The 26,664-nt window shown below is 53.4% G+C and carries 14 protein-coding genes; all 14 read left to right on the forward strand.

Annotation, left to right across the window (positions count from 1 at the left end; all coding sequences use genetic code 11):
• The first annotated feature begins 33 nt into the window (after window positions 1-33).
• A complete protein-coding gene (locus tag FHS90_RS03910) occupies window positions 34-3,087 on the forward strand; it encodes a SusC/RagA family TonB-linked outer membrane protein (RefSeq protein ID WP_182511894.1) in 3,054 nt (1,017 codons plus the stop codon).
• A 26-nt stretch (window positions 3,088-3,113) separates the two neighbouring features.
• Window positions 3,114-4,772 (forward strand): RagB/SusD family nutrient uptake outer membrane protein, encoded by a 1,659-nt coding sequence (locus FHS90_RS03915; protein ID WP_182511896.1) that lies wholly within the window; start codon window positions 3,114-3,116, stop codon window positions 4,770-4,772.
• Between the two features lie 116 nt (window positions 4,773-4,888).
• Window positions 4,889-6,715, forward strand: coding sequence for a glycoside hydrolase family 2 protein (locus FHS90_RS03920; RefSeq protein WP_182511898.1), 1,827 nt, complete (start codon window positions 4,889-4,891; stop codon window positions 6,713-6,715).
• A 1-nt stretch (window position 6,716) separates the two neighbouring features.
• On the forward strand, window positions 6,717-8,135 hold the full coding sequence (locus FHS90_RS03925) for an agarase (RefSeq protein WP_182511900.1): 1,419 nt from the start codon (window positions 6,717-6,719) through the stop codon (window positions 8,133-8,135).
• Between the two features lie 9 nt (window positions 8,136-8,144).
• Window positions 8,145-9,218, forward strand: coding sequence for an endo-1,4-beta-xylanase (locus tag FHS90_RS03930; RefSeq protein ID WP_182511902.1), 1,074 nt, complete (start codon window positions 8,145-8,147; stop codon window positions 9,216-9,218).
• A gap of 53 nt (window positions 9,219-9,271) precedes the next feature.
• Window positions 9,272-9,403, forward strand: a complete 132-nt coding sequence (locus FHS90_RS22565; protein WP_281367861.1) for a hypothetical protein — start codon at window positions 9,272-9,274, stop codon at window positions 9,401-9,403.
• A 104-nt stretch (window positions 9,404-9,507) separates the two neighbouring features.
• A complete protein-coding gene (locus FHS90_RS03935; RefSeq protein ID WP_182511904.1) occupies window positions 9,508-12,168 on the forward strand; it encodes a glycoside hydrolase family 2 TIM barrel-domain containing protein in 2,661 nt (886 codons plus the stop codon).
• 46 nt (window positions 12,169-12,214) lie between these two features.
• A complete protein-coding gene (locus FHS90_RS03940; protein WP_182511906.1) occupies window positions 12,215-15,019 on the forward strand; it encodes a T9SS type B sorting domain-containing protein in 2,805 nt (934 codons plus the stop codon).
• Between the two features lie 38 nt (window positions 15,020-15,057).
• Window positions 15,058-15,990 carry a PorP/SprF family type IX secretion system membrane protein gene (locus FHS90_RS03945; protein ID WP_182511908.1) on the forward strand — a complete coding sequence of 311 codons (933 nt, stop codon included), beginning with the start codon at window positions 15,058-15,060 and terminating at the stop codon, window positions 15,988-15,990.
• 262 nt (window positions 15,991-16,252) lie between these two features.
• Window positions 16,253-18,487, forward strand: coding sequence for a beta-glucosidase BglX (bglX, locus tag FHS90_RS03950; protein WP_182511910.1), 2,235 nt, complete (start codon window positions 16,253-16,255; stop codon window positions 18,485-18,487).
• Between the two features lie 794 nt (window positions 18,488-19,281).
• Entirely contained in the window at window positions 19,282-20,673 is a 1,392-nt protein-coding gene (locus tag FHS90_RS03955) for a hypothetical protein (protein ID WP_182511912.1), read from the forward strand.
• A gap of 2 nt (window positions 20,674-20,675) precedes the next feature.
• Window positions 20,676-21,089 (forward strand): hypothetical protein, encoded by a 414-nt coding sequence (locus FHS90_RS03960; RefSeq protein ID WP_220482974.1) that lies wholly within the window; start codon window positions 20,676-20,678, stop codon window positions 21,087-21,089.
• A gap of 241 nt (window positions 21,090-21,330) precedes the next feature.
• Window positions 21,331-22,782, forward strand: coding sequence for a hypothetical protein (locus FHS90_RS03965; protein WP_182511914.1), 1,452 nt, complete (start codon window positions 21,331-21,333; stop codon window positions 22,780-22,782).
• Window positions 22,783-23,201: 419 nt separating this feature from the next.
• Window positions 23,202-26,657: an acetate and sugar kinases/Hsc70/actin family protein gene (locus FHS90_RS03970; RefSeq protein ID WP_182511916.1), complete on the forward strand. Its 3,456-nt coding sequence runs from the start codon at window positions 23,202-23,204 to the stop codon at window positions 26,655-26,657.
• The last annotated feature ends 7 nt before the right edge of the window (window positions 26,658-26,664 follow it).

Below are 26,664 nucleotides of genomic sequence, written 5' to 3' on the forward strand. Positions count from 1 at the left end.
CTTAGCTGTAGAAAAAATTAAAGATAAGCCGCAATGAATTGGATGTATAAGGTTTTGGCCTCTTGCCTCTTTTGCTTTCTCCTGATAAGCACGTGCAACGCTCAGAGTGAACCAGATGCCACCGTCACCGCCTCTGGTACTGTGGTAGATAAAAACGGAAAGCCTCTTGAAGGAGTGGCCATCTCTGTGCAAGAAAATACCCGAGAAGTCACCACCGGGCCAGACGGGAAATTCTCCATTGAGTGTATCAGTAATGAGGTGCTCATTTTTAAAAAGAACGGCTACAATATAGCCCGGGGTGCGGCCAGTGAATTAGAAAACACGACCGTGACAATGGTGGCTACGCTTATTGAAGCGGGAGATGAAGACAATGTGCAGATTCCGTTTGGGGTGCGCAAAAGAAGGGCGGTGTCTGCCTCTGTGAGTTCCATTAAAACCAGTGAACTGCCTCAGCTACCCTTGTCCACCTTAACCAATGTGCTGGCTGGCAGACTCCCGGGGCTTTACATTCAGCAGTTGGGTTCCAGACCGGGTACAGATGATGCCTCCATGTTGATTAGAGGAAGATCATCTTACAACAGCAACCAATCTCCCCTGTTGCTCATTGACGGGGTGGAGCGCGATTTTGTGGACATGGACCTGAACGAGATTGAAAGCATCAGTGTGCTCAAAGACGCCGCCACCCTGGCCTGGTACGGGATGACGGGCGCCAACGGCGTGGTGTATGTCACTACCAAACGCGGAAGCTCTACCAGTACCAGAGTGACCTTAGATGCCCAGGGCGGGGTGCAGACGCCGGTCAACCTGACTAAACCCTTAGATGCCTATACCTATGCCACCTTGTACAACAGGGCCAGAGCAGAGAACGGGGAGCAGCCTCTCTATGACCAAACAGCCTTAGACGCCTACCAGAACGGAACAGACCCTTACCGCTACCCCAACAATAATTTTGTAAAGCAATTCATTAAAAAAGCCGCTCCCGTGCAGCGGTACGTGGCTACAGTCAGTGGCGGGAATTCTTTTGTTCAGTATTTCACCTTGCTGAGCTACTACAACCAAGACGGCTTGTACAAGTGGGCCACCAACCCCAGGTATGACGCCAACACCAACTTCCAGCGCTATAACTTTAGGACCAACCTGAACATGCACATCAACAAAGATCTGGATATCGCGCTGGATGTGAACGGGAGAATAGAAGATTTAGGCTACCTCTCAGCGGGGAACGGAACGTTTCTGAATACCCTTTACAATACCCCCGCCAATGCTTTTCCCATCTACAATGAAAATGCCACTTACGGGGGTACCTCCCAGTTCAGGAACAATCCGCTGGCAATGTTAAATGAAGACGGGTATATCTCAGACTTGACCAGGTCTATGATGTCCACCATTGACGTGAAATACAAACTTGGTTCTATTTTGGAGGGGCTTTCCTTTAATGCCTTCTTTACCTATGATGTGGAGGGGCTTTACAAATCTGGATTTGAGCAGGCGTATGAGGTTTTTGAGTACAATGGAGCGGGGGGCTACACTCAGTTCGGGACCAGAGCCCCTATCACGTATTCGGCCAGCGCGTTCAGCGCAAGCGTACGCAACAATGAATTCTGGGGTGGGTTTGATTATAACCGTCACCTGGGCCAGCACAGCTTCAATTTCTCTACCCGGGCGCAGTGGGCCTTAAGTGCCTCTCCCGGTAGGTTAGACAACAGACGCCAAGGAGTCTCTAACCGCTTGTCTTACGGGTTCAAAGACCGCTACTATGTAGATGTGGTCGCCACGTTTTCGCAGTCCCAAAATTTTGCGCCAGGAAAACGCTCCGGTTGGTTCCCGGCCGTCTCGGCGGGCTGGATTGTCTCTGATGAAAACTTCCTTTCCTCTGCGGGCTTCCTGGATTATTTGAAAATAAGAGGTTCAGTAGGGTTGGTGGGCAATGACTTGATCAGCAGCCGCCGGTTTGCCTTTAACAATTACTGGACCCGCGGCGGCTCGCAGTATGCTTTCGGTACGTCCTATTCAGCTTCCCCTAACTCCTCTGAACTGGAGTTGGCCAATCCTAACCTTACCTGGGAGAAAGCCAGAAAAGCAAGTGTAGGGTTTGACGCCAAGCTGTTCAAGCAAGCCGTGTCCTTGTCAGTGGATTATTTCTATGAAAACCGCACCGACCTGATGACCGCAGATATTCTGCCCAACGTGTTAGGCCAAAGCCGGGTGCAGGTAAACGCGGGCGAGGCGCAGTACAAAGGCATAGAGGCGGCCCTGAATTTCTCTAAGAACATTGGCAAATTGAACGTCTCCTTCAACGGAAACTTCACCTATGCCCAAAGTGAGATCATCGCCATCAATGAAGAGGCGGGTACCCTGCCTTACCAAAGCCAGATGGGATACAACATTGGCGGGGTGAGGCAAGGTGATTCCTTTACCCGTAGGTTCTTACTCTCTGACGGAATCTTCCAGAGTCAGGAGGAGATTGATGCCGCCCCCGTACAGCGTTTCTCAGGAACCGTGCGCCCAGGAGACATTAAGTACCGCGATGTTGGCGGGCCAAACGGAGTACCTGACGGAATCATAGACAATTTTGACTTTGTCATGACCGACTACTCTGATGTGCCCAAAGCTTACTATGGGTTCGGTACCACCCTGCAATATGCCGGGTTTGATGTAACCGCTCAGTTCTTAGGGGTGCATGGGAGAACTATTCAAATCAATAGCCTCATCAACAGCGGTTCTTTGGCCAGCGGTTACCTCAACCAATTTAGTGTTGACAGCTGGACTACGGCCACCGCTCAAACCGCCTTGTATCCCCGCATGGCCATGTCAGACAGAGGCAACAACACCCAGAACTCTGATTACTGGCTCCGCTCCGGGGACTTCCTGAAACTGAAACAAATGGAACTGGGCTATACCCTGCCTGCAGGGATCAATCGGCTCATGCGGGTAAACGCTATGCGGTTCTACGTGAGCGGGTTCAATCTACTCACCTTCAGTAAAGTAGATGATCTGCCCATTGACCCAGAAATGCCTATGGCGGGGTATGGGTCAGAGTACCCGTCACTGCGCACATGGGCGGCTGGGGTAAGTATTAAATTTTAAGTAGCAGCTTTTAGAAAGAGAATGATATGAAAAAGGTACAGCTTAAATGGTTGCTTTTGCTGCTTCCGCTTGGTCTTTGGGGTTGCCAGGATTTCTTGGAAGACGGCACCACCACCGAAGGCCCTATTACCGAGGAGCAGATCTGGGCCAATGACAACTATGCCCGCGGCGTGTTGAACAACGCGTATTTCTCTGTGGCCGAAGGCTTCAACCTGGACGGGAACGGGGCCATGCTGGCCTCGGCGTCTGATGAAGCGGTAAACTCTAACCCCAACTCCTCCATCAACATCTTCAACAACAATACCTGGAGCCCAAACCGCACCTTTGATGATGTGTATGCCTCTATGTATGAGGGCATCAGAAAAGTGAATTCCTTTTTGGCGAATTCGGCCACCAGCGCTATCATTCCGCAGAACAACCGCACTTTTCAGCAGGAACTGGATAGGTTGAACGGGCAAGCCTATTTCCTGAGAGCCTACTTCTATTTTGAACTGTTAAAGCGGTATGGCGGGGTGCCGTTAGTAACCAGGGTGTTAGATCGCTCAGAGAACCTCAACCTGCCCAGAAACACCTTTGACGAGGTAAAAAAACAAATTCTGCAAGACTGTGACTCGGCTTATAAGATGTTGCCGCAGTGGACCAATGACTGGGCCGAAGGTGACCGAGGGCGGGCCACGGGAACGGCAGCGCTGGCGCTGAAGTCCAGATTATTGTTGTATGCCGCCAGCCCTTTGCACAACCCTAATAATGACTTGACCAAGTGGCAAGACGCGGCTGATGCGGCAAACGCTTTGATCCGGCTGAACAAGCACTCCCTGCAGACCACGTACACCAACATCTTCAATTACGGGGCGGCCCAATACAATTCAGAGGTAATTTTTGCCACCCAAGCTTTGAACCGGAATGATATAGAAATTAATCATGCCCCCATCAGTTACAATGGGGCGCTGGGCAGGACCAACCCCACCCAGGAACTGGTAGATGCCTTTGATATGGCCAACGGCAAGCCCATTGGGGAACAAGGCTCAGGCTATAACGCCGCTAATCCTTATGCCAACCGTGACCCCAGACTGGCAATAGTGATCAACTACAACGGCAGAACTTTCAAGGGCACTCCGGTAGAAACCTTTGTGGGCGGCAAAGACGGATTAGGCAGAAATGTGAACGCCACCAGAACAGGCTACTACATGCGCAAGTTTCTGAGTGAGGCCGCCGCCTGGAACCAGACTAACAACACCAACGCCCGCCGCCCTTGGGTGGTGATCAGGTACGCCGAGGTGCTCCTAAATTATGCAGAAGCCCTGAATGAGGCCCAGGGACCTGTGACCGATGTGTATGAGAAACTCAACCAGGTGCGCAGACGTGCAGGCGCCAACATGGTCATAGCCGTGGACCCCACCATGACCAAAGAGAGAATGCGGGCCATCATTCAGAAGGAGCGGCAGGTGGAGCTGTGTTTTGAGGGCCACCGTTTCTTTGACGTGCGGCGCTGGAAGAAAGGGGAGGAGCTGTTCAACAAACCGGTACACGGCATGCGCATCACTGTGAACCCCAACGGCTCTTATACCTATGAGCGGTTTGTGGTAGAGAACCGGGTTTTCCTGCCCAAGCACTACTTCTTCCCTTTTGCGCAGAGCGAGATTAACAGAACGCCTGCGCTTGCCCAGAACCCCATGTGGCCATAACCATTTTTCCGTTTTTGGCCTCATTTCCAGAAATGAGGCCAAAAACGGAAAATCTTAAAAACGCAGCCACTTTGGGGCCGCCTATTGCTATCACGCTTACAAACAAAACCTGAGGAATGATTAAATCAACGCTTTCTGCTTTTCTACTGCTTCTTTTACTTACCCAAGTAGCCGTAGCCCAGCGCCTTGACCTGATCCAGAACATCAAAGGCCGCCAGTTCGTGAGTTTGAACGGTCAGTGGAACTACATCATGGATCCCTATGAAATGGGCTACTATGACTACCGCCACCTGCCTTTTGACCAGTCGGCTACGGGCAAAGGGGGGTTCTATGATGACCGCGAGCAGAAGAACAAGTCAGAACTGATTGAATACAACTTTGAGTACGCCCCGCAGTTGATTGTGCCGGCAGACTGGAACTCGCAGGGCGACATCTTCAAGTTCTACGAGGGCACCATCTGGTACCGTAAGAAGTTTTCGGCACAGCCGAAGGCAGATAAGAAATACCTGCTCTACTTTGCCGCCGTGAATTATGAGGCGCACGTGTACCTGAACGGCAAGAAGCTGGGTGTGCACAAAGGCGGCTTCACGCCCTTCCAGTTTGATGTGACGGGCAAGCTCAAAGAAGGTGACAACGTGGTGGTGGTGAAGGCAGACAACACCCGTAAGCAGGACGAGGTGCCCACCGTGAACACCGACTGGTGGAACTACGGCGGCATTACCCGTGATGTGCTGCTGGCCGAATTGCCCCAAACCCACATCAACGACTACAAAGTACAGCTGGCCAAAAACAACCTGAAGCAGATAGAAGGCTATGTGCAGCTGAGCGGCAAAGAGAAGGCGCAGACCATCACGGTTTCCATTCCAGAACTAAAAATCAAAACCACCGCCAAAACAGATACTTCTGGCAAAGCCTCTTTCACTATCCCGGTGAAGAAAATGACCTATTGGTCACCCGAAAACCCCAAGCTGTATGACGTAGTGGTGAGCAGCGGCACAGATGAAGTGAAAGACCGCATCGGGTTCAGAACCATTGAGGTGAAAGGGGTAGATGTGCTGCTGAACGGTAAATCTGTGTTCTTCCGGGGCATCTCCATTCATGACGAGAACCCGCTGCTGCCCGGCCGCCTCCGCAACCAGGGCGACATGCGCATGATGCTGCAGTGGGCCAAAGAATTGAACTGCAACTACGTGCGTCTGGCGCATTACACCCATAACGAGGACATGGTACGCCTGGCCGATGAAATGGGCCTGATGGTGTGGGCCGAAGTACCGGTATATTGGACTATCTCCTGGGAGAACCCCGAAACCTTCAAAAACGCCCAGCAACAGATGACCGACATGGTGGTGCGGGACAAGAACCGGGCCAGCGTGGTGGTTTGGTCCATTGGCAATGAGACACCCCTGAGTGAGCCGCGTCACGCGTTCATGGGCAACATGGCCGCTTACACCCGCTCCCTGGACAATACCCGCCTGGTGGCCGCTGCCCTGGAAGTGCACCGCAACGGCTTTGACGTGATAGTAGATGACCCGCTGGGCGAGAAACTGGATTTAGTGTCGTTCAACCAATACGGCGGCTGGTACTGGGGCGTACCCAAGGAGCTGCCCAAATACACCTTCAAAATCAAGTACAACAAACCGGTGGTCATCACCGAGTTCGGGGGCGAGGCCGTGGCCGGTTACCACGCCGATGAAGAAACCCGCTGGTCAGAAGAGTACCAGGAGGCCATGTACAAATACCAACTCCAGATGTTAGGCAAAGTAAGCGCCCTGCGCGGCATGACCCCCTGGATTCTAGTGGACTTCAGATCGCCGCGCCGCCAGCACCCCGTGTACCAGGATTTCTGGAACCGCAAAGGTGTGTATTCAGACACCGGCGAGAAGAAAAAAGCCTTCTACGTCCTGAAGAACTTCTATGACCAGATGCAGCAAAAGTACAAGTAGCATGAGAAAACAGATTTTGTTGTCTTTGGCGGCGGTTCTGGCGTTGGCTCCGGTGGTGAAAGCACAGGAGAAAGCACCGGCGCCGCTCGTGGTGCAGGCTAAGCGCGGCCTCACTACTTCTGATGCCACCAAAGGCTTTGGGGAGTGGAAAGATTACGCCACTAGAAGCTTCGCGCAACTGACAGATTTCAAACCGAAGGAAACCAAGCTGAGCCCATACGGCGGCAGAAAAGACAAACGCACCAAAGCCACCGGCTTCTTCCATGTGAAGCAGCTGAACGGCCGTTGGTGGGCCATTGACCCTGAGGGGTATTATTTCCTGCACACCGCGGTGAACACGGTGACCATGGGAGCCTCCGCCCGCAACAAAGAGGCCCTAAAAGAGAAGTTCAAAGACAGCAGGGGCTGGGCCTCCGCCGCCAATCAGTTGCTGCGGGAGAACGGTTTTAACGGCACGGGCTCCTGGTCTAACGTGAAAGAATTGATGGCCTCGCCGCGGCAGGAGAAAACCCCGCTGGCCTACACCATCAACTGGGACTTCATGAGTGCCTACGGCAAGAAGCGCGGCGGCACGTACCAGAAGCCCGGTCACCGTGGCTACCCCAATGATGTGATCTTCGTCTTTGACCCCGAGTTTGAGGCCTTCTGCGACAGCCACGCCAAACAGCTGGCTGCTTATAAAAACGACAAGAACGTGTTCGGGTATTTCTCAGACAATGAAATGCCCTTCGGGCGGAAGAATTTGGAAGGCTACCTGACGCTTGATCCCAAAGAACCGGGCTATGCTGCCGCCCATCAATGGATAAAAGAGCGAGGCATCACCCCGGAGCAGATCACCGATGCGCACCGCAAGGAGTTCCTGGCCTTCGCCGCTGAGCGCTATTTCTCCATTGTGGCCAAAGCCATCAAGAAATATGACCCCAACCACATGTACCTGGGCTGTCGGTTCTACGGCAACCAGCGGGAATACCCAGAAATGCTGGAGGCCGCCGGTAAATACGTGGATGTGGTTTCCATCAACTACTACAACGTCTGGACCCCGGAGCAGGACAAAATGCGCAACTGGGGGGCTTGGTCTAAGAAGCCATTTATCATCACGGAGTGGTACGTGAAAGGGGAGGACTCAGGTTTGCCCAACAGAACCGGCGCGGGTTGGATGGTGAAGACCCAGCAGGACAGAGGCTTGTTTTACCAGAACTTCACGCTGGGTCTCCTGGAAAACCCCAACTGCGTGGGCTGGCACTGGTTCCAGTACCAGGACAATGACCCTACCTTAGAAGGCGCTGAGTCCTCTAACATTGATGCCAACAAAGGCATCGTGGACAATTATTACCAGGTGTATCAACCGCTCATGGACAAGATGCGGGAGATCAACCAACACATGTATCAACTGGCAGATTATTTTCAAAAGAAGAAATAGGAGGCACTCATGAAAAAGCATTTTTGGAAAACAGCGTTGTTATGCCTCGGGCTTGCGGCCTGCGGCAAGGAGGAGGAGTTTCCCAAACCCGTGTTGGTGACCACGCCACCCGTTTCCACCGATGGGCTGCACGCCAAGCTGCCTTTCCCTTTTGGGGCGGCGGTGAACGTAAACCTCATCCGGAACAATGCCCAATACCGTAATCTGGTGGCCAAGGAGATGAACAGCATCACGGCAGAGAACGCCATGAAACCGGCTGCCCTGCACCCCTCCAAAGACCTGTACGTGTGGAATGACGCCGATTATCTGGTGGAGTTTGCGAAGCAAAGCGGCAAGCGCGTGCATGGGCACACCTTGATCTGGCACCAGTCGCTGCCCGCCTGGCTAGAGAACTACAACGGCACCCCCGCAGAGTTTGAGCAGATATTTAAGACCCACATTCAAACCATTGTCTCCCATTTTAAAGGCAAAGTAGCCTCCTGGGATGTGGTGAACGAAGCCTTTGAGAACGAGGGCGGAACTTTGCGCAACAGCGTGTGGCGCCGCATTCTGGGCGATGACTACATAGCCCGCGCGTTCCAGTATGCCCATGAGGCAGACCCCGCCGCGCTTTTGTTTTACAATGACTACGGGCATGAATACGGCCCTACTAAACGCAACGCCATTATTAATCTGGTGAACAGCCTGAAAGCGCGCGGGATTCCCATTCATGGCATTGGCATGCAGATGCACACCCGCTACAACCAATCAGACGCCAACCTCACCGCAGCCATCACCACGGCGGCCAGTACCGGCCTGAAAGTGCACATCTCAGAGCTGGACATCTCCATGAACCCGGAGAAAACGCAGGGAATCATGCTCACGCCCGCCACGGCGCAGCTGCAGGCCACCCGGTATAAATTCATTGTGAAGGCCTATAACGGTATTCCCAAAGAACAGCAGTTTGGCATCACCACCTGGAACGTAACCGACGGCGACAGCTGGGTGCCGGGCTTCAACGGCGCCCCAGACTGGCCTTTGCCCTTTGATAAAAACTACCAGCCTAAGCCTGCCTATCAAGGCATTATTGAAGGGGTACAATAAATGCCTTATTTCCGTTTTTGGGCTGGTTTGGCCAAAACAGCCCAAAAACGGAAATGGCGCAAAGAGAAGAAAACCAGAGGATGATCAGCCTCTGGCATCATTGCGTTTTTAAGCTGATTTCAGAAAAAGAGGCCAAAAACGGCGACTCCCTTTTAAAGAGTATTTCCGCTGGGGCTTTTGCCTAAGGAAATATCATCACACACAAGCAGGTGGTGGAGGCAAGAATCCCAAGTCTTCTGCAAACGTGTGCAGCAAGTGTGTCACCTGAATTCCTATTCCATAGCACAAAATGAGAATCACCTTTATCTGGTTTTTAAGCCTGTTGTTTTGCCTCCCGGTGTGCGCCCAGCGCACGGCGGTGAAGGTGAATGACGCGTGGCTTTTCCGAAAGGGTGATACCCTAAACAAGCAGGTGCCTACGGGGCAGGAGGAGGGTTGGGAGAAGGTGACCTTGCCACACTCCTGGAACCAAACCGATGCCTTCGTGCCCACGGGTGCACCTTATAAAGGAATAGGTTGGTACCAGAAAAGGCTGTTGGATACGTTTACGCCTTCAGATAAAGTGTTTCTCTTTTTAGAGGGGGCGCTGCTTTCAGCGGAGGTGTATGTGAACGGGAAACTGGCGGGGACCCATGAAGGCGGTTACACCGGATTTGCCGTGCCCCTTACTTCATTTCTGCGGAAGGACGGTCCCAATGTCATCTCAGTGAAAGTAGATAACTCCGCCAAGGCGCATATTGCCCCAATCTCAGGAGATTTCACCTTGTATGGAGGCCTGTACCGGGATGTCTGGTTGATCAAAACCTCAGATATCCACTTCGCCTTTACCTCATATGGGGCCAACGGTGTTTTTGTGCAGACGCCCCAGGTGAGTGCACAGCGGGCCACGGTGCAGGTGAAGGGAACCCTCACCAATGAAAGCGGAAGAGACCGGAAGCTTGAGATTGCGCACTCCGTCAAAGATGCCCAAGGGAAAGAAGTAGCAGCGTTTACCTCTAAGGTCCAATCAAAGGCCGGGCAGAGCCACAGCTTCTCCGCTGTGAGCAAGGCTATTCCTACACCCCACCTGTGGAGCCCAGATTCTCCTTATCTGTACCGGGTGACTACCTCTATCAAAGATGCCCGAACCAAAGAAGTTCTAGATGAAATCACCCATCCCGTGGGCTTCAGGTGGTTTTCTGTTTCCCCAGACAGCGGGTTCTTTCTCAATGACCAGCATCTCAAACTCACAGGAGCGTCCCGCCATCAGGATTGGGAAGGGCTCGCCAGTGCTCTGCCTGATGAATTGCATGCACATGATGCCCGGCTGTTGAAGGAGCTGGGCGCCAACTTCGTGCGGCTGGCCCATTACCCGCAAGACCCTGCCCTGCTGGAGGCGTGTGACCGACTGGGGTTGCTGGTTTGGATGGAAGTGCCCACGGTAAACGAAATCAACCCGTCACAGGCTTTCGCGGAGAATACCAGCACGCAGTTGCGGGAGATGATTCAGCAGCACTACAACCACCCGTCTATTGTCATGTGGGGCTATATGAATGAGGTGCTGCTTAGGTTGGGCAGCCTGAAAGTTTCTGACACAGAGAAAGAGCAGATCATTCAGAAAACCGTGCAGCTGGCCCGGCAACTGGAGAAAGTGGCCAGAGCCGAAGACCCCACCCGCCTGACCACGGTGGCTTTCCACGGCAGTGATCTTTATACCATACACGGGTTGCAGCACATCTCCTATTTGGTGGGTTGGAACCTGTACCAGGGTTGGTACGGCGGCAAGTTCAGTGAGGTAGGTACGTTTCTGGACAAGCAGCACCAGGCTTACCCCAAAATACCGCTCCTGGTAAGTGAATATGGCGCGGGCAGCGACCTCAGAATCAATACCCTGCAACCCGAGCAGTTTGACTTTAGCCCGCAGTGGCAGTTTCTGTACGCCCAGAGTTACCTGAAAACCATACAAACCCGACCGTATGTGGCAGGTTCGCTGGCTTGGATTCTGGCCGATTTCGGGTCTGAGGGACGGCAGGAGACCATGCCGCGCCTTAATAACAAAGGCCTGGTGACCTTTAACCGCACCAAGAAAGACATTTTCTATTTCTACAAAGTCACCCTCAGGATAGACTCAGCCGTGGTGCACGTGGCCACGCAAGATTGGCCGCTCCGCCGTATGGCTCCCCAAAAGGCAGGGGATTCTTTTGTTATCAACCCGATAAACGTGTACAGCAACTGTGCGGAGGTGGAGCTGTTTCTCAACGGCAAATCTTTGGGCAGAAAACAGGTGCAAGAGACCGTTGCCACCTTTGATGTGCCGCTGGTACCCGGAAAGAACAACCTGCGGGCAATTGGGGAGAGACAAGGCGTGCCAGCAGAGGATTTCAAGACGGTAGAAATGCAACTGCAGCCTTATCAACTCAACCAGGATGCGGCGGCCTTTGTGGAGATAGGCGTCAACTGCGGAAGCAATGCCTGGTACTTCCACCCAGAGAAGCAGTTCATCTATGAGCCCGACCAGCCGTACCGCAGCGGGAGCTGGGGATATGTGGGCGGCGAACCTTACCGACCCAACAAGTCCCGGCCGGGCATCCAATCCAACATAGCAGGGACAACGCAGAATCCACTGTATCAAACGCTCCGGCAGAACCTGGAGGGCTACCGCTTTGACGTGGTGGACGGGCTGTATGAAGTGGAACTGAGCTTTGCGGAGCCGGAAGGCAGTCACAGCAGTCTGGTGTATGATCTGGGCAGCGCCGCCGCGGCCGCATCAGGCAAACGGGTATTCCAGGTGCTCCTGAATCAGAAAAAGATTATAAATGAGTTGGATTTGGCAAGACAGGCAGGCCCCAAGACCCTGCTGCAGCGCACTTTTCAGGTGAAAGCCCAAAAAGGCCAGGGACTTCACCTCCAGTTTGAAAAAATCAGCGGGCAGCCCATTCTCAATGCCATCAAAGTAAAGCGGGTACAATAAACAGGAACAGACAAACAACTTACACTACAACTTATAACAGCAACATATGAGAAAAGCACTTTTACTTTTATTAGGTGTCTTCTTATCTTTTAATGCGGTACAGGCTCAAAGTATTGTCATTAACAAGTTATTGAACGGCTCCAATGACGCAGACGGTAGAACCGATGCCGTGGAACTGTTGGTGGTCCAGGATCACCTGGATATCAGAGGATTCATCATAAAGGACTTTGAGAACAACATCACCACAGAGGGCGGCAGGTTTGAGTTCAAGGATGAGCCGCTCTGGCGTGACCTGAGAAAGGGAACCACCATTATACTGCGTAATCTCAGCGGCTTGCAGGGCAACTACGTGCAAGACACAGACCCCTCAGATTTCATCATTGACGTCCTGCTGCAGAACACCACCTACTTCACCAACCGCGGGGGAACCGCCATCTTCAATCTTACCGGCAATGATATGGTGATGATAAAAACCGGGGAACCTACCGGAACTGCGGGTTCCATTCATGCCTTTGCCTACGGGAGCGCGGCCAATATTGACGCCTCTGCCCACTTTGCCAGTACCACCAGCCCTAAAATCAAGCTGGTGTACGCCAACCCGGGGGGCGGGTACTTCTACTATCCTACCAACCCAACCCAGAACGTGAGCGATTACAACGGCACCAGCGCCACCGCTTCCAATGCCATCACCAATGCCAATGATGCGCAGCGCCAATGGGGATTCGGTTACGGGGCTGGAAACAGAAATTTCATCGCCTCCCTGCGGCGCCCCGTAGTGGCCGAAGGTCCGGTGAATCTCCCCGTGGTGGTAAACAAAATCTACAATGCCACTGACACGAATGACGGTAAATCAGATGCGTTTGAGCTGCTGGTGGTGCAAGACCATTTTGACATGCGCAACCTGGTGGTCAAAGATTTCAATGACAATCTGGTAAACGACACCGGCGGCAAGTACCGGTTCAAGAACATTGCCTTCTGGGCCGATATGAGGAAAGGAACCACCATTGTGCTGCGCAAAACCCAGTCGCAGGACGCTGCCTACGTGGAAGACACAGACGCCTCAGACTTCACCCTGGACCTGCTCTTAACCAACTCCTCCCCTTATCTGGATAACGTGGCATTGAGCGGGCATGAGTTCAACCTCACCATGACAGACATGGTCATGATCAAAAGAGGGGACATCAACGGGGCAGGGGATGCCATCCATGCCCTGGTGTCTAACAATGGAAACGCTTCTACCGCGGGTTCTTTTTTCAATGCGATCTATAGCAGAGCCTTGGTTTCTGCGGAGACCAACGGCACCGGTTTTTTCCTTTATCCCTTGAACCCAACGGTCTCCATAGAAGACTTTGACGGCGTGAAGGCAAAATCCTCTACAGACACAGACCGCAAATGGGGCATGGGCTACGGCGACAATAACCGGGCGTTTATTGCCTCGCTTCGGGCGCCAGCCGCTCCCTCTGATTTAACGGCCGCCGCCATCACGGCCACCCAGATAGACCTGTCCTGGAGTGATAACTCTCCTAATGAAACCGGTTTTGAAATAGAGCGCTCCACAGACGGTACTACCTTCAACTCTTTGGCAACGGTAGGGGCAAACGTTACCACCTACTCAGACAAAACAGTGGTGGGCTCCACCAAATACTACTACAGAGTAAGGGCTACGGGTGCTTCGGCGGCGTCAGAGTTCTCCAATGTAGCCGAGATCATTACCAATATCGCGAAGGTGCTCACCGTTTCCTTCACCCCCCAGACGGTCTATGAAAACGCACCGCTTGGAACCGTGGCAGGTGAGTTGACGTCCACCTCAGACAATGCCTCTGCCACGTTCACGTACAGCTTGGTCAGCGGGGACGGGGATACTGATAATGCGGCGTTCAGCATATCAGGGAATCAACTGCAAACCGCGGCCGCTCTGAATTTTGAAGCCAAGTCCAGCTATTCGGTGCGGGTAAGGTCCACGTCTTCGTCCGGGCATTTCCTGGAGGAGGTCTTCACGGTGGCGGTGCAGGATGTGAACGAGGCGCCTACGCTGGCCGCCATCGCTGACCAGGTGGCTTGTAACATCACTCAAACCCAAACCATTGCCCTCTCCAACGCCACGCCAGGGCCTGAGACTACCCAGACTCTGACATACTCCGTGGCTTCTACCAACAGTGCCTTGTTTGAGGAGTTGAGCATCACGCCAGGGGCGAATGGGGCAGCGCAACTTTCTTACCGTTTGAAAGCGGGCGCCCTCGGCGAAGCCGATGTGACCGTGACCCTGAAAGACAACGGCGGCACCGCCCACGGCGGAACAGATACGTTCACCCGCACCTTCAAACTGACCAGCGTGGCCTTGCCTACCGCCACCATCACCTCCAACCAGGGCACGCAGCTTTCTAAAGGACTGACCGCCACGTTGACGGCCAGCGGCGGCACCAGTTATGTCTGGGCCAATGCCAACGGGATAGTGAGTGGGCAGAACAGCGCTACCTTAACCGTTCGGCCAGAGGCCACTACCACGTACCAGGTCACGGTGACCAATGAGAACGGCTGCACTGATACGGAGTCTATCACGCTGGAGGTAACCGAGAATTACAGCGTGCTGCAGGCTTTCAACCTGCTCACGCCCAACAATGACGGGGTGAACGACAAATGGGTCATCCAGAACATTGACTTCTACCGCAACAATGAGGTGAAGGTCTTTGACCGGGCCGGGCGCGTGGTCTTCCAGCAGAAAGGCTACCGCAACACCTGGGACGGAACTTACCAGAACGCGCCGCTGGCCGCCGGAACTTACTACTACATCGTGGATTTCGGGAACGGGCAACCCTTGTTCAAGGGCTTCATCACCGTTGTAAGAGACTAAGCACAGGCAGACGATTGACCTATAGTAAAAGCATGACCATGAAAACTTCTAATACTATCCTTCAGAAAATTTGCCTGCAAGTGGTGCTGGTGAGTGCCCTAATGGGGACGCAACTGTTCCATTCCGGCGGGGAGGCGTTGGCCCAGATCAATCCTTTGGGGACCATGTATTTCCAGAACCAATACCTGGGTAACCCGGCCATGGCGGGGCTGGACAACGGCTGGAAACTGAACCTGGCCTACCGGCAGCAATGGAATTCTTTCCCAGGTACGCCCAAAACCCAGTCGCTCACCGCCGAATACGGCTTTGGCGGCAACGTAGGCGTGGGCCTGAAGGTGCAGAACACCAAAGCGGGATTGCTGCGCCATACCAGCGCCGTGGGCACGTACGCCTACCATTTGCCCGTGAACGAAGGCCAGCAGCTGCACTTCGGGCTGTCTGTGGGCGTTACCAATCAGCGTATCAGCAACAGCGACGTGGTGGGCGAGAACAGTGACCCCAGCGTGAGCCGTTTCAATGACCAGAGCGTGGAGCTGGACGGCGACTTCGGGCTGGCGTTCACCACCGGTAAACTCACGGTGCAGGGTGCCCTGCTGGGCATGCGGAACTATCTGGCCAATGACCCCAATGAGGTGGAGGTGATCAACTACCCCACCTTCTTTACGGCCGTGAGTTACCGTTTCAACGTGACCGCCGGGGGCCAGGCCATTGGCATAGAGCCGAAAATCGCCTACCGCGGCATGAAGGAAACAGACAACATCCTGGACGCGGGCGCGAACCTTTCGTTTCTGTACAATGCCTTCAATGTGTTCGGGCTGTACCACAGCAACCAGGAGGCCACGTTTGGTTTCTCCGTGGGCTACAAGTCTCGGCTGGCCTTCACGGGCATCTACACCACCGCCCCCTCAGACATGAAAGACTACGCCAGCGGCGGATTTGAACTGGGCTTGAAATTCGCCTTGGCGAAATAGGGATGCGCCTTTCCGTTTTCGGGCTGTTTTGGCCAAAACAGCCCGAAAACGGAAATTTTTCTTTATTTCCAAGAAAGTGTTTTTCACCACTCTTTTCCTCTTGCCACCAAACCAAAACAGATTTCCGTTTTTGGCCTGTTTTCCGGAAATCAGGCCAAAAACGGAACCCCTTTTACCTGAACAAAACTCCAGTCTCGGTTGGGGAAGATTAACTCATCCTCTTCTCTAAGACGCAACATCAAACATAGCTAGTACGCCTACCATGAGTAAAAAACGAATCCTTACCCTTGCCTTTTTCTCCTGTTTTATTTTCCCCGGTGTTGCTTGGGCGCAGAGCCAGGGCATTGACCAACGCGTGGAAGACCTGCTCAAACAGATGACCCTGGAAGAGAAAGTAGGGCAGTTGAACCAGTATTCGGGCAAAGAAGTGACCGGCCCCGTGAACGAGAAAAACACGAACCAACTCAATGACATTAAAGCCGGTTGGGTGGGCTCCATGCTCAACGTGAAGGGCGTGAAAGACACCCGCGCCATTCAGGCGGTGGCGCTGCAGTCGCGGCTCAAGATTCCGCTGTTGTTCAGTCTGGACGTGATTCACGGGTACCGCACCGTGTTCCCCATTCCGTTGGCCGAGGCCGCTTCCTGGGATCTGGAGGCCATCCGGTTGTCGGCGCACATTGCGGCCAAAGAGGCGGCGGCCTCCGGTATTCACTGGACGTTTGCGCCCATGGTGGACATTTCCCGTGACCCGCGCTGGGGCCGCGTGATGGAAGGCGCCGGTGAGGACACCTATCTGGGTTCCTTGATTGGGGCTGCCCGGGTAAAAGGGTTTCAGGGCGAGAAACTGGGCGGTACAGATGCGGTGATGGCCTGCGCCAAGCACTTCGCGGCCTATGGCGCCGCCCTGGCCGGGCGCGATTACAACGCCGTGGACATGAGCCCGCAGATGCTCTGGGAGAGTTATCTTCCGCCGTTTAAGGCGGCCGCAGACGCGGGTGTGGCCACGTTCATGAACTCGTTCAACACCCTCAACGGCGTGCCCGCCACCGGCAACAGCTATTTGCAGCGTGACATTTTGAAAGGCCAGTGGAATTATAAAGGGTTTGTGGTGAGTGACTGGGGCTCCATTGGCGAGATGATTGCCCACGGCTTCGCGAAGAACTCAGAAGAGGCCGCCCTCAAAGCCATTACCGCGGGCAGCGACATGGACATGGAAAGCGTGGCTTACAAGAAAAGCCTGGTGAAACTGGTGCAGGAGGGTAAAGTGAAGCAGGAGCTGGTAGATGATGCCGTGCGCCGTATTCTGTACAAAAAGTTTGAGCTAGGTCTGTTTGATGACCCGTACAAGTTCTCAGACGCCAAACGCGAGCAGAAAGTATTGAATGACCCGCAGCACAAACTCATTGCCCGTGAGGTGGCCCAGAAATCTATTGTGCTTTTAAAGAACGAGAACAACACCCTGCCGCTGTCAAAAAACACGCAGACCATTGCCTTGATTGGGCCGTTGGTGCAGAGCAAGCGTGACCTGGCCGGCAGCTGGATTGTACAACCCGGCGACACCACCATCATTGTGAACCTGTTGGAAGGGGTACAACAGAAAGTGGGCAAGAAAACCAAGCTGCTCTATGCCAAAGGCTGTGACGTGAAAAGCAATTCGCAGGCCGGCTTCGCCGAAGCCCTCCAGACCGCCAAAAGCGCAGACGTGATTGTGATGGCAGTGGGTGAGACCTGGGACATGAGCGGCGAGGCCAAATCCCGCACCAACATCAATTTACCCGGCCAGCAGGAAGCGCTGTTTATGGAGCTTCAGAAACTGGGCAAACCTATTGTGGCCGTGGTCATGGGCGGCCGGCCGTTGATCTTTGACCAAATCGCTGACAAGGCCTCGGCGGTGGTGTTTGCGTGGTGGTTGGGCAACGAGGGCGGGAACGCTATCGCCAACGTGCTCTTCGGGGATTACAACCCGTCTGGTAAACTGCCCATGACTTTCCCCAGAAATGTGGGCCAGATTCCGCTGTCGTACAACTTCTACAACACCGGCCGGCCCGTGCTCAATGAGAAGAACATTGTCTATCGCTCGGCCTACATTGATGCCCCCAACACGCCTAAATATGCGTTTGGGTACGGGTTGAGTTACACCACCTTCGGGTATTCAGACCTGAAACTGAGTAAATCCAAAATTGCGCCCCATGAGAAGCTGGAGGTGAGTTTTACCCTGACCAACACGGGCAAAGTGGCCGGTGAAGAGGTGGCGCAGCTGTACCTGCAAGACAAAGTGGCTTCGCTGGCCCGTCCGGTGAAGGAGTTGAAAGACTTCAGAAAAGTGATGCTGAAGCCTGGCGAGAGCAAGACCATCACCTTCACCATTGACCAGAACAAGCTCTCGTTCTACAACCAGGAACTGCAATGGGTGGCCGAGCCCGGCGATTTCAAGCTCATGATAGGCACCGCCTCAGACAACATCAAACTGACGGGAGAGTTTGCCCTGGCTGAGTAAGGGGTGCGTTGCAAGCAGAAGGAGCAGCTAAGAAATTAGCGGTACTGGTAAAATTCACTGCTGAAGATGACAGAGGTGGGGCTCCTGTTTTGGGAGTAAGAAGCTTTCTCCCTTATTGATGGCATTTGTCATAGTGGTTGGCTGTTTTCGACCTGATTTTTTAAAAACAGGCCAGAAACAGCCAACCACATACGGCAGAGGCAAACCCCTGAGTCCGCCATGGTTGAACTGGCCAGATACCCTAATCTGTGTTAGCTTGTTGTGCGGTTGATCTTCGCTGGTTCTGCTTAAAGCCAAAAGCCGTTTTTGGCCTGTTTTCAGAAAAACAGGCCAAAAACGGCTTTTGGCTTTAAAACTATCTTGGCTAACGGCGCATGGTTTCCGGTGACTTTTACAGCGGCTGTTAACTAATGTTGTAGAAGTACGGTGGAGAAAGGGTACTCTAACCTTCCTGACCAATGAATTAGCAGGAACATCTGGTCAGGTTACACAGTAAAGCGGCAAGCAGCAATGTACTAGTGCGTGATACCGAACAGGCCCGAACCAAATTTTTTTATAAATTACCCTGTGACACCTATGTTTACCTTGTTGGGCAAGGCGAAAAGTTGTAGGATCAGTTGGTCCAGATTGGCCTGTGAGGATCTCATTCAAGGTAAGCTAGGCAATAACATTTGCCCGTGTGTAGTTGGGTAAGGGGGAGGCAAGACAAACCCTCTTCTGTTAGTGGCTGGCTTGGTCCGGCCCATCTGAAATAATAACCTTTTGAGTTAAATATAGTAAGTTCCCAATATCACATGAAGAGCGACTACATGTTCAACAAACAGCGTACGGCTGGCACGCTAGTGCTTTGGCTGATGATAGTGCTGGCAGGTACCGGGTGCTATACCAAGAAATCACAGGAGGGAGAAACAGCCCCTGAGCCAAAGTCAGAGTCTGCCGCGCCTGCGGCAACGGGGGCTGAGGCCACCAAAGCGCCACCTGCTGCCACCCCGCCTTCGGCCAAGGCCAAAGTAGACGTTGATTTGTACCTGGAGGTGTCTAATGGCATGAAAGGCTTTATGCCCCCGCCCGCCGCCGATAAAAAGCCCACCGTGTTCCAGAGCCGGCTGAACAAACTCATTTCTGAGGTAGAAGACGGCATTTACGTAGACAGCAAGCGGTACTATTTGGCCAAGGAAGACGGGCAGGGCCAACCGGTGCTGGACAGCGTCTCATACGGCACGCTCAAGAACACTATCACCAGCGGCATTAAAGCCGATGTGCGCGGTACGCCGCTGCCGGCCATGCTACAGTCGGCGCTTGCCAATTCCATAAAAGGCGGGGCGGTGAGCGTGATTGTCTCTGATTTCATTCATGGCCCAGACCCCAACAACCCCGGCCAATTCCTTTCCCTGGACTCTGATATCAGGAGCAGCCTGAAGCAGGCCGAACACAAGAATCTGGTGGTGGCGGTGCTGGCAGATGCCTCGCCTTTCTATGGGAGCTACTACCCGGCAGTTAAAAAACCGGCGACCAAACAGAATCTAACGGGCCAGGAAGTCCCGTTCTATACCTGGGTCATCGGCCCGCAGGCCGAAGTGCAAACTGTCATCAACAAAGTGCTCCGCAACCTGCCCGCCCAACAGGCGTATTTTGGGTTTTCATATGGCGCAGTACCGTATTCGGCTATTCTGAAAGCGAAGGCGTTTAAGCCGCAGGGCGTGGTGTACTGCACCAGCCGTACCGCGCAGGTGTGCACCAGCGTAAATTTAATTCCGGAGAAAGGCGCGCCGGTGGCGTTTGATATTGCCTTGGATTTGAGTCAGTTGCCTGCCTCTATGCAGGAGGCCGCTTACCTCAAGAAGCATCTGCAACTAACAGTGACCGGCGGAAAAGCAGCGATTGGTACAGTAGTTGCAGCCACGCCAGATACCAGGGCGGTGCCCGAACTGGCTACCTACACCCACTTTGTGCGGGTAACGGTGACCCAGGTAACGGCGGCTACTGGTACGCTCACGGTGCAGTTGCCGTCTGTGGTCCCGGCCTGGATACCCCAATGGTCTACTGAGAATGACAATAATCCGGCGGCGGCACCGCGCAAAACGTATCAGCTCCAAAAGATTGTGGAGGGGCTGCAGGCGTTGTACCGTGACAAAAGCGAGCAGGTATTCACGGCAACCATAAAGTTTAACAAAGAAACGAACTAAAGATGATTCAGAACTTCTTCTCCGGCCTTTACGAGCTTTTCCTGGGCAGGCCCATGCCCGCCAACTTTACCCAAGATTACCGCGAGGTCATCTTCCCCAACACGGGGCTCTTGCTGCTGGTCATTTCGCTGGCGCTGGTGGTGCTGTACTACTATGTGTTCAACCGGGTCATGAGCACCGGTTTCTATAAGCCGAAGCATTGGGTGGTCATGTTACTCCTGAACGCGGTTATTGCCTTTGCGGTGCCCATTATGCAGGTGAACGGCAACGGCGTTGAAACCCATTCGTACACCTACACTTTTGCTTTTGTGAACGCGGTGCTCAGCCTTGTTCTGTTTTTCGTTTTCTCCCTGCTGCTCAAGAAAGGGTCTGTCCAGGCCTGGACAACCCCTATGAGATGGCCTCACTCCAGATAGAAAGACTATGACGCATATCGTCCCCCTTTGAAGGGGGTAGGGGGATGACAAGGTCTGTTGAAGATGCAGAAGTAATTACTATAATGAGGGTAAGAGTAATTCTCGGGAATGCGTGATCTGCACGAGTAATCATCCCCCTACCCCCTTCAAAGGGGGACATTCAACTTTTGTTGTTTTAAACGAAACTTAATCTGAAAACCCTGACCAAAACGTTACTTAGGTAACCTACGCTAGATAAACTATGGCTAAACTTTTTGTATTCGGAATTGGGGGCACGGGCTCCAGGGTCATCCGTTCCCTGGTTATGCTCATGGCCGCCGGTGTCAAAATCAAGAACTGTGATAAGATAGTCCCCATCATCATTGACCCAGACACCCAGAACGGCGACATGAACCGTACGGTGGAACTGCTCAAAACCTACAAACACCTGCATGACCAGCTGGGCAAGCGTGACGAGGGGTTTTTCCATACCAACATCAGCACGCTCTCCAGCATTGCCGGTGACGGTTCCTCTAAGGTGCGCGACAGCTTTGTCTATGATTTTGGCGGAATCAACAAGCCGTTTAAAGACCACGTGGGGTACAACCAGCTGGACATAGACAGCCAGGCATTGGTAGACCTCCTGTTTACCCCAGAAAACCTGAACAACAGCCTGGACGTGGGCTTCAGGGGCAGCCCCAATGTGGGCAGCGTGGTGCTGAATGAGATTATTGACTCGCCAGAGATGCGGTTCTTCGCCTCTAATTTCCAGGCCGGTGACCGGATTTTCTTTGTAAGCTCCATTTTTGGCGGCACGGGGGCCGCCGGTTTTCCGCTGTTGCTCAAGAACTTCAAAGACAGCCGCTCCAGCCTGCCCAACGCCTCCAGCCTGAATGCCGCCCTCACCGGAGCCATGGTGGTGTTGCCGTATTTCTCCTTAGAACAGCCTGCGGCGGGGGCAGAGGTAGATTTCATAGACTCCAATACGTTCACCACCAAAGCCAAAGACGCGCTTTCTTACTACCAGCACCACCTGCAGGGCGTGAACGCCACCTACTACATGGGTGACACGCCAGACAAGCCGCTGGAGAACAACCCGGGCCGGGCCAGCCAAAAAAACGACGCCCACCTGGTAGAGTTGCTCAGCGCCCTGTCTATCATTGACTTCATGGACTATTCAGACAATGAGCTTTCCGGTTCTGCGCTTTTCCATGAGTTTGGCCTGCGCGAAGACGTAGACAACGTGCAGTTCTCGCACCTGGACCAGGAAACCCGTGACCGCATTGCCAAGCAACTGATTAGGTTCCATTTCTTTTCACGGTATTTCACCCACCACGTGCCCGAAGACAGCCAGGCCGCCTATGCCAAAGGCGTTGATTTGGCAGGGGCCATGCGCAATGAGCCCATCTTTAGGGAGCTGACCAAGTTCCTGAACAGCCCAGACTTCGGGTATGAAACCTGGTTGAAGGAGTTGGGCCGCATGGAAAGAACGTTTTCGGCTTTCCATCTTAATGAACCAGACTTCAACCGCATGGTGTCAGACAAGCAGGTAGAGACCGGTTTCCTGAACAAAGGCATCTCTCAGGGGGCATTTGTAAAAGAACTCAACCGCGCCTCTGAAGCCATCTCTGACCGGGAGGCGTTCAAAGCCACCATCAAAGCATTTGAAGTGGCCACCAATAATCTGGTAGAGGAAAAACTGAAGTACTCGTAGAGTAAGTGCCTTGCCCCTTTCATTTTGTCATTCTGGAAGAATCTTGTGGGCGAACTAGGAAAGGGCTCCATTAAGTGCAAATTCTCCCCTCAAGGGGGATTAAGAGGGGTGTTTACACAGGAGAGTGCATTTGAGAAAATCACAGACAGATAATTAAGATATTTTGGAAGCACGCACTTCGTCCCCCTTTGAAGGGGGTAGGGGGATGATAAAGGCGGTTGAAGAACCAACTGCAAAACCTACAAAGAAAGAAAAAATTGATTCTCGGGAATGCGAAACTCTGCACGAGTAATCATCCCCCTACCCCCTTCAAAGGGGGACGTTCAGATACAGTAAAAAGAACACCAGAAAGACCGCCAAACCCCACGTTTGCGTTTTTGGCCTCTTTTTCTGAAAACACCTTAAAAACAGATTGACCTATGCCGAAAGTACTTCGTCTTCATAAAACTGGCTCTAACGTAGAAGGCTGGTCTAAAACCGCCCAGATTACCAGCACCGAAATCAAGGACATGGTAGATGGGGCCGGTGGCCGCGCTCAGAAAATAAACGCCTCCATTCCCACGCCTTTCGCGCGCATGCACCTGTTTGAAACGGCCTTTGATTTTGTGAAGCAGGGCGTGACCACGGGCCAGAACAGCATCTACCATAAGTTTGTCACTCATTTCTGGGACCTTTGGGAATTGCTTTATAATCACCAAAGCTACGCCCAGGGCGGAAATAAAATAGTGACCCGCCGGTGGAACAAGCAACAGCAACTGTACGCCATGCAGGCCAACCCCAACACCAACCTGTTGGGCAAAACGCTGGAGCTGTTCATGAACGACCGCCGCTTTGACGGCGTAGACGACCTGTTCCTGTTCTACCTGGAGTCTACCAATGCCCGCGGCGAAAAACACATGCAGTTGCTGGGCGGCACCTCGCCGCTCACCTTTCTTTTTGTCTCTCCCAACGTGCAGCCGCTGGGCATGAACCGCGCCCAGAATGTAGGCGTGTATTTTGACAACCAGTATATCTCGCTCCATGACCGCGAGCGGGATTTCAAGGAATACGTGCACAAGCTGTTTGTCTCCAACCCGGCGTTTATTCAAGCGTTCCCGGCGGTGTACAATGCCTTAGATGAAAACCTGTTGCGCAGCATCAGCATGTCTGGGGTGGTGGGGCAGAACGCCATTTCCGCCGAGTACATTCCGTTGGTAGACCTGCAGCAGAACCCGGTGCACGTGGGCAGCCTCACGTTTCTGGTAAAAAAAGACCAGACCGCCGTCACCAACAGCGATTTATTCTTGCGGCCCACCAATGCCGCGTTCTCCGGCGACCGGCCCATTGTCTTGAAGCCAGACTTACGGTTGGCACCCCACGTAAAGTATGTGAACAACCTGGCCTGGCCGGCCAACACCCACGTGGGCTACGCAGACAGCAAAGAAATCTCCGCCCGCTCGTTGCCTGGCGTCGGGTTCAAGTACCCGTACCTCACCATTAATGACCTCTTGCAGGAAACCATTGTACAGGTGCCCTATGAGGTGAATACAGACCGGTTCTACAGCGGCACGGTGCTGTACCAGCCGGGCGTCACAGACAAAACCTTTAATTACCTGTTGCCCCTCACCAGCCTGTACTTCACCTATTTCACCCCCGAGGATTTAGCCACCCATCTCGCGTTCCACATAGACGTGAACCACGTGCGGGTAACGCTGCAAATTCCTACCGAACAGGGGAACGTGGTGTATGAGCGCAGCTACTATGACAACCCACTCAATTCAAGAGACGCCAGCGGGCAGATTATCCCGGAGAAAGGACATATTCTTAAGTCACGGGTGGGCATTGGCGTGTTCCCGTTCTACAAATTTGTAGATGCACCCACGTACAATGACTTCTACAAGGTCATGCTGGTAGACGAAGACATTGACCCGTTGCTCGTCAATAGAAACCACACGCTCACGTTCTATGCGGGCGGAAGGCAGTTAGACGCCGGGGGCGGAATTATTTCGGCTACCTCGCAGCGCAGAACCAAGAAAAGCAACAGCAGCGCCGGCAGCACTTACTATGAAATCAGGGGCACGCACTTTGACTATGCTGAACTGACCCATGAGGGCATGGACGTAACCGGCAAGGCGTTGATTGTACCTAGGTTCCAGCCGGTGCAGCAGGGAATCCAGTCGTTCACGTTTGCCATTGACTTCGGGACCTCTAACACGCACATCGCCTATACCTCGGGTTCTAACCAGGCGCCCAAGGAGTTCTCCATCACGGCCAATGATTTGCAGTTAGTCATGCTGAACAAGCCATCAGATGACGCGTCTTTAACTGATTACCAGCGGTTCCATAAACGCGGGTTTGGGCGGTTGTTCGCGGTGCAGGATTTACTCAAGCGTGAATTCATTCCGTTAATCCTGAACGCGGGCGGCTCGCTGTACACGTTCCCGGCCCGCACCGCCACCTGTGAGTCGGCTGACTTTGAGAACCAAATCCCGAGTTTGTTCGGGAATATCAACATTGGGTTCGCCATCAACACAGAGGGCACGCACCAGAACCAGTACAAGCAAACGTACCACACAGACCTGAAGTGGAGCGAGACGCTCTCTAATACCGGAAAGCGCCGCATTGAGGCGTTCTTCACAGAGATAATGCTGCTCATCAAGAACAAGGTGGTGCTGAACAACGGCAACGTGGCCAACACCAAGGTGGTCTGGTTTGCGCCCTTGAGCTTTGATGACTATTCGCGCAACATGTTCCAGAACGTGTGGGACGGCGTGTACCACAGCGTGTTCAAGAACGGCAGAAACACGGCCTGCATCACAGAATCGGTGGCGCCGTTTTACTTCCTGTCCAGAACCGGGGTGGTGGTGCCCAGCCAGGACGAAAACCTGATTAACGTAGACATAGGCGGCGGTACCACAGACGTGCTGCTGTTCACCAACCGCAAGCCGTCGCACAGCGCCTCGTTCCGCTTTGCGGGCAATGACCTGTGGGGCGACGGGTTTGCAGCGGTCAAGACCAGCAAAGACAATGGTTTGCTGCAATATGGCGTGCAGCACGTGCTCCAGATTCCGCTCACCGAGGAAGGCAAGGAGTACAAGAAGTTCCTGGAAACCGCCCTGGACAACCCGGACTTCAGTTCGGCAGATATTACCAGTTTGCTGTTCAGCTATGACAGAGAGCTGCATTACAGTTCACAGCTGTTGCAGGCCCGGCAGCTGCGCTTGATGTTCTACCTGCATTTTGGGGCATTGATGTATCATTTGGCGCAACTCACGCAGCTACTGGGCACGCAGGTGCCAAGGTATATCTGCTTTAGTGGGCAAGGCAGTCTGTACATCAAGCTGTTAAGCGCTGGCAACAACCTCTCTAATGTGGAACGGTACGCCAAGGCCATCTTCAAGAAAGTGACGGGGCAGGAGCCGCCGGCTAACTTCAAGCTGGTGCTGGTAGACAACCCTAAACAGGTGACCGCCAACGGCGGAGCCATGGCCCTGGAAGGCGCCAGCCTCTCTGACCTGACAGATATTCCTATCATGCGCCCCACGGGAACGGCCGCTGGCGAAGACGCTTTGAAACCAGTCAATAAAAGCCAGATTTCCGGCACGTTGCGTCAGGAGGTGCTGGACAATGTCATGAACTGCCTGCAGCTGCTGTTAGATGATGAAGACGTAGCCCCGCTCATGCGTTCCATGGGGGTAGAGGTTGATCCGCATTGGGTGTTGAACTTCATGCGGTCCCACATACAAGACAGTTATACCATGGTGTTGGAAGACACGCTGCGCGGCTTGTCTGACCGGGAACTGATACCGGAGACTATGTTCTTCATGCCGTTGAAACAGTCATTGTACCTGCTGTCTAAAGAACTGTACCAGCAGCAGGTGGGGGCTATTGTTTAAGCTTATT

It is taken from the genome of Rufibacter ruber, from assembly GCF_014138425.1.
Lineage (GTDB): Bacteria > Bacteroidota > Bacteroidia > Cytophagales > Hymenobacteraceae > Nibribacter > Nibribacter ruber_C.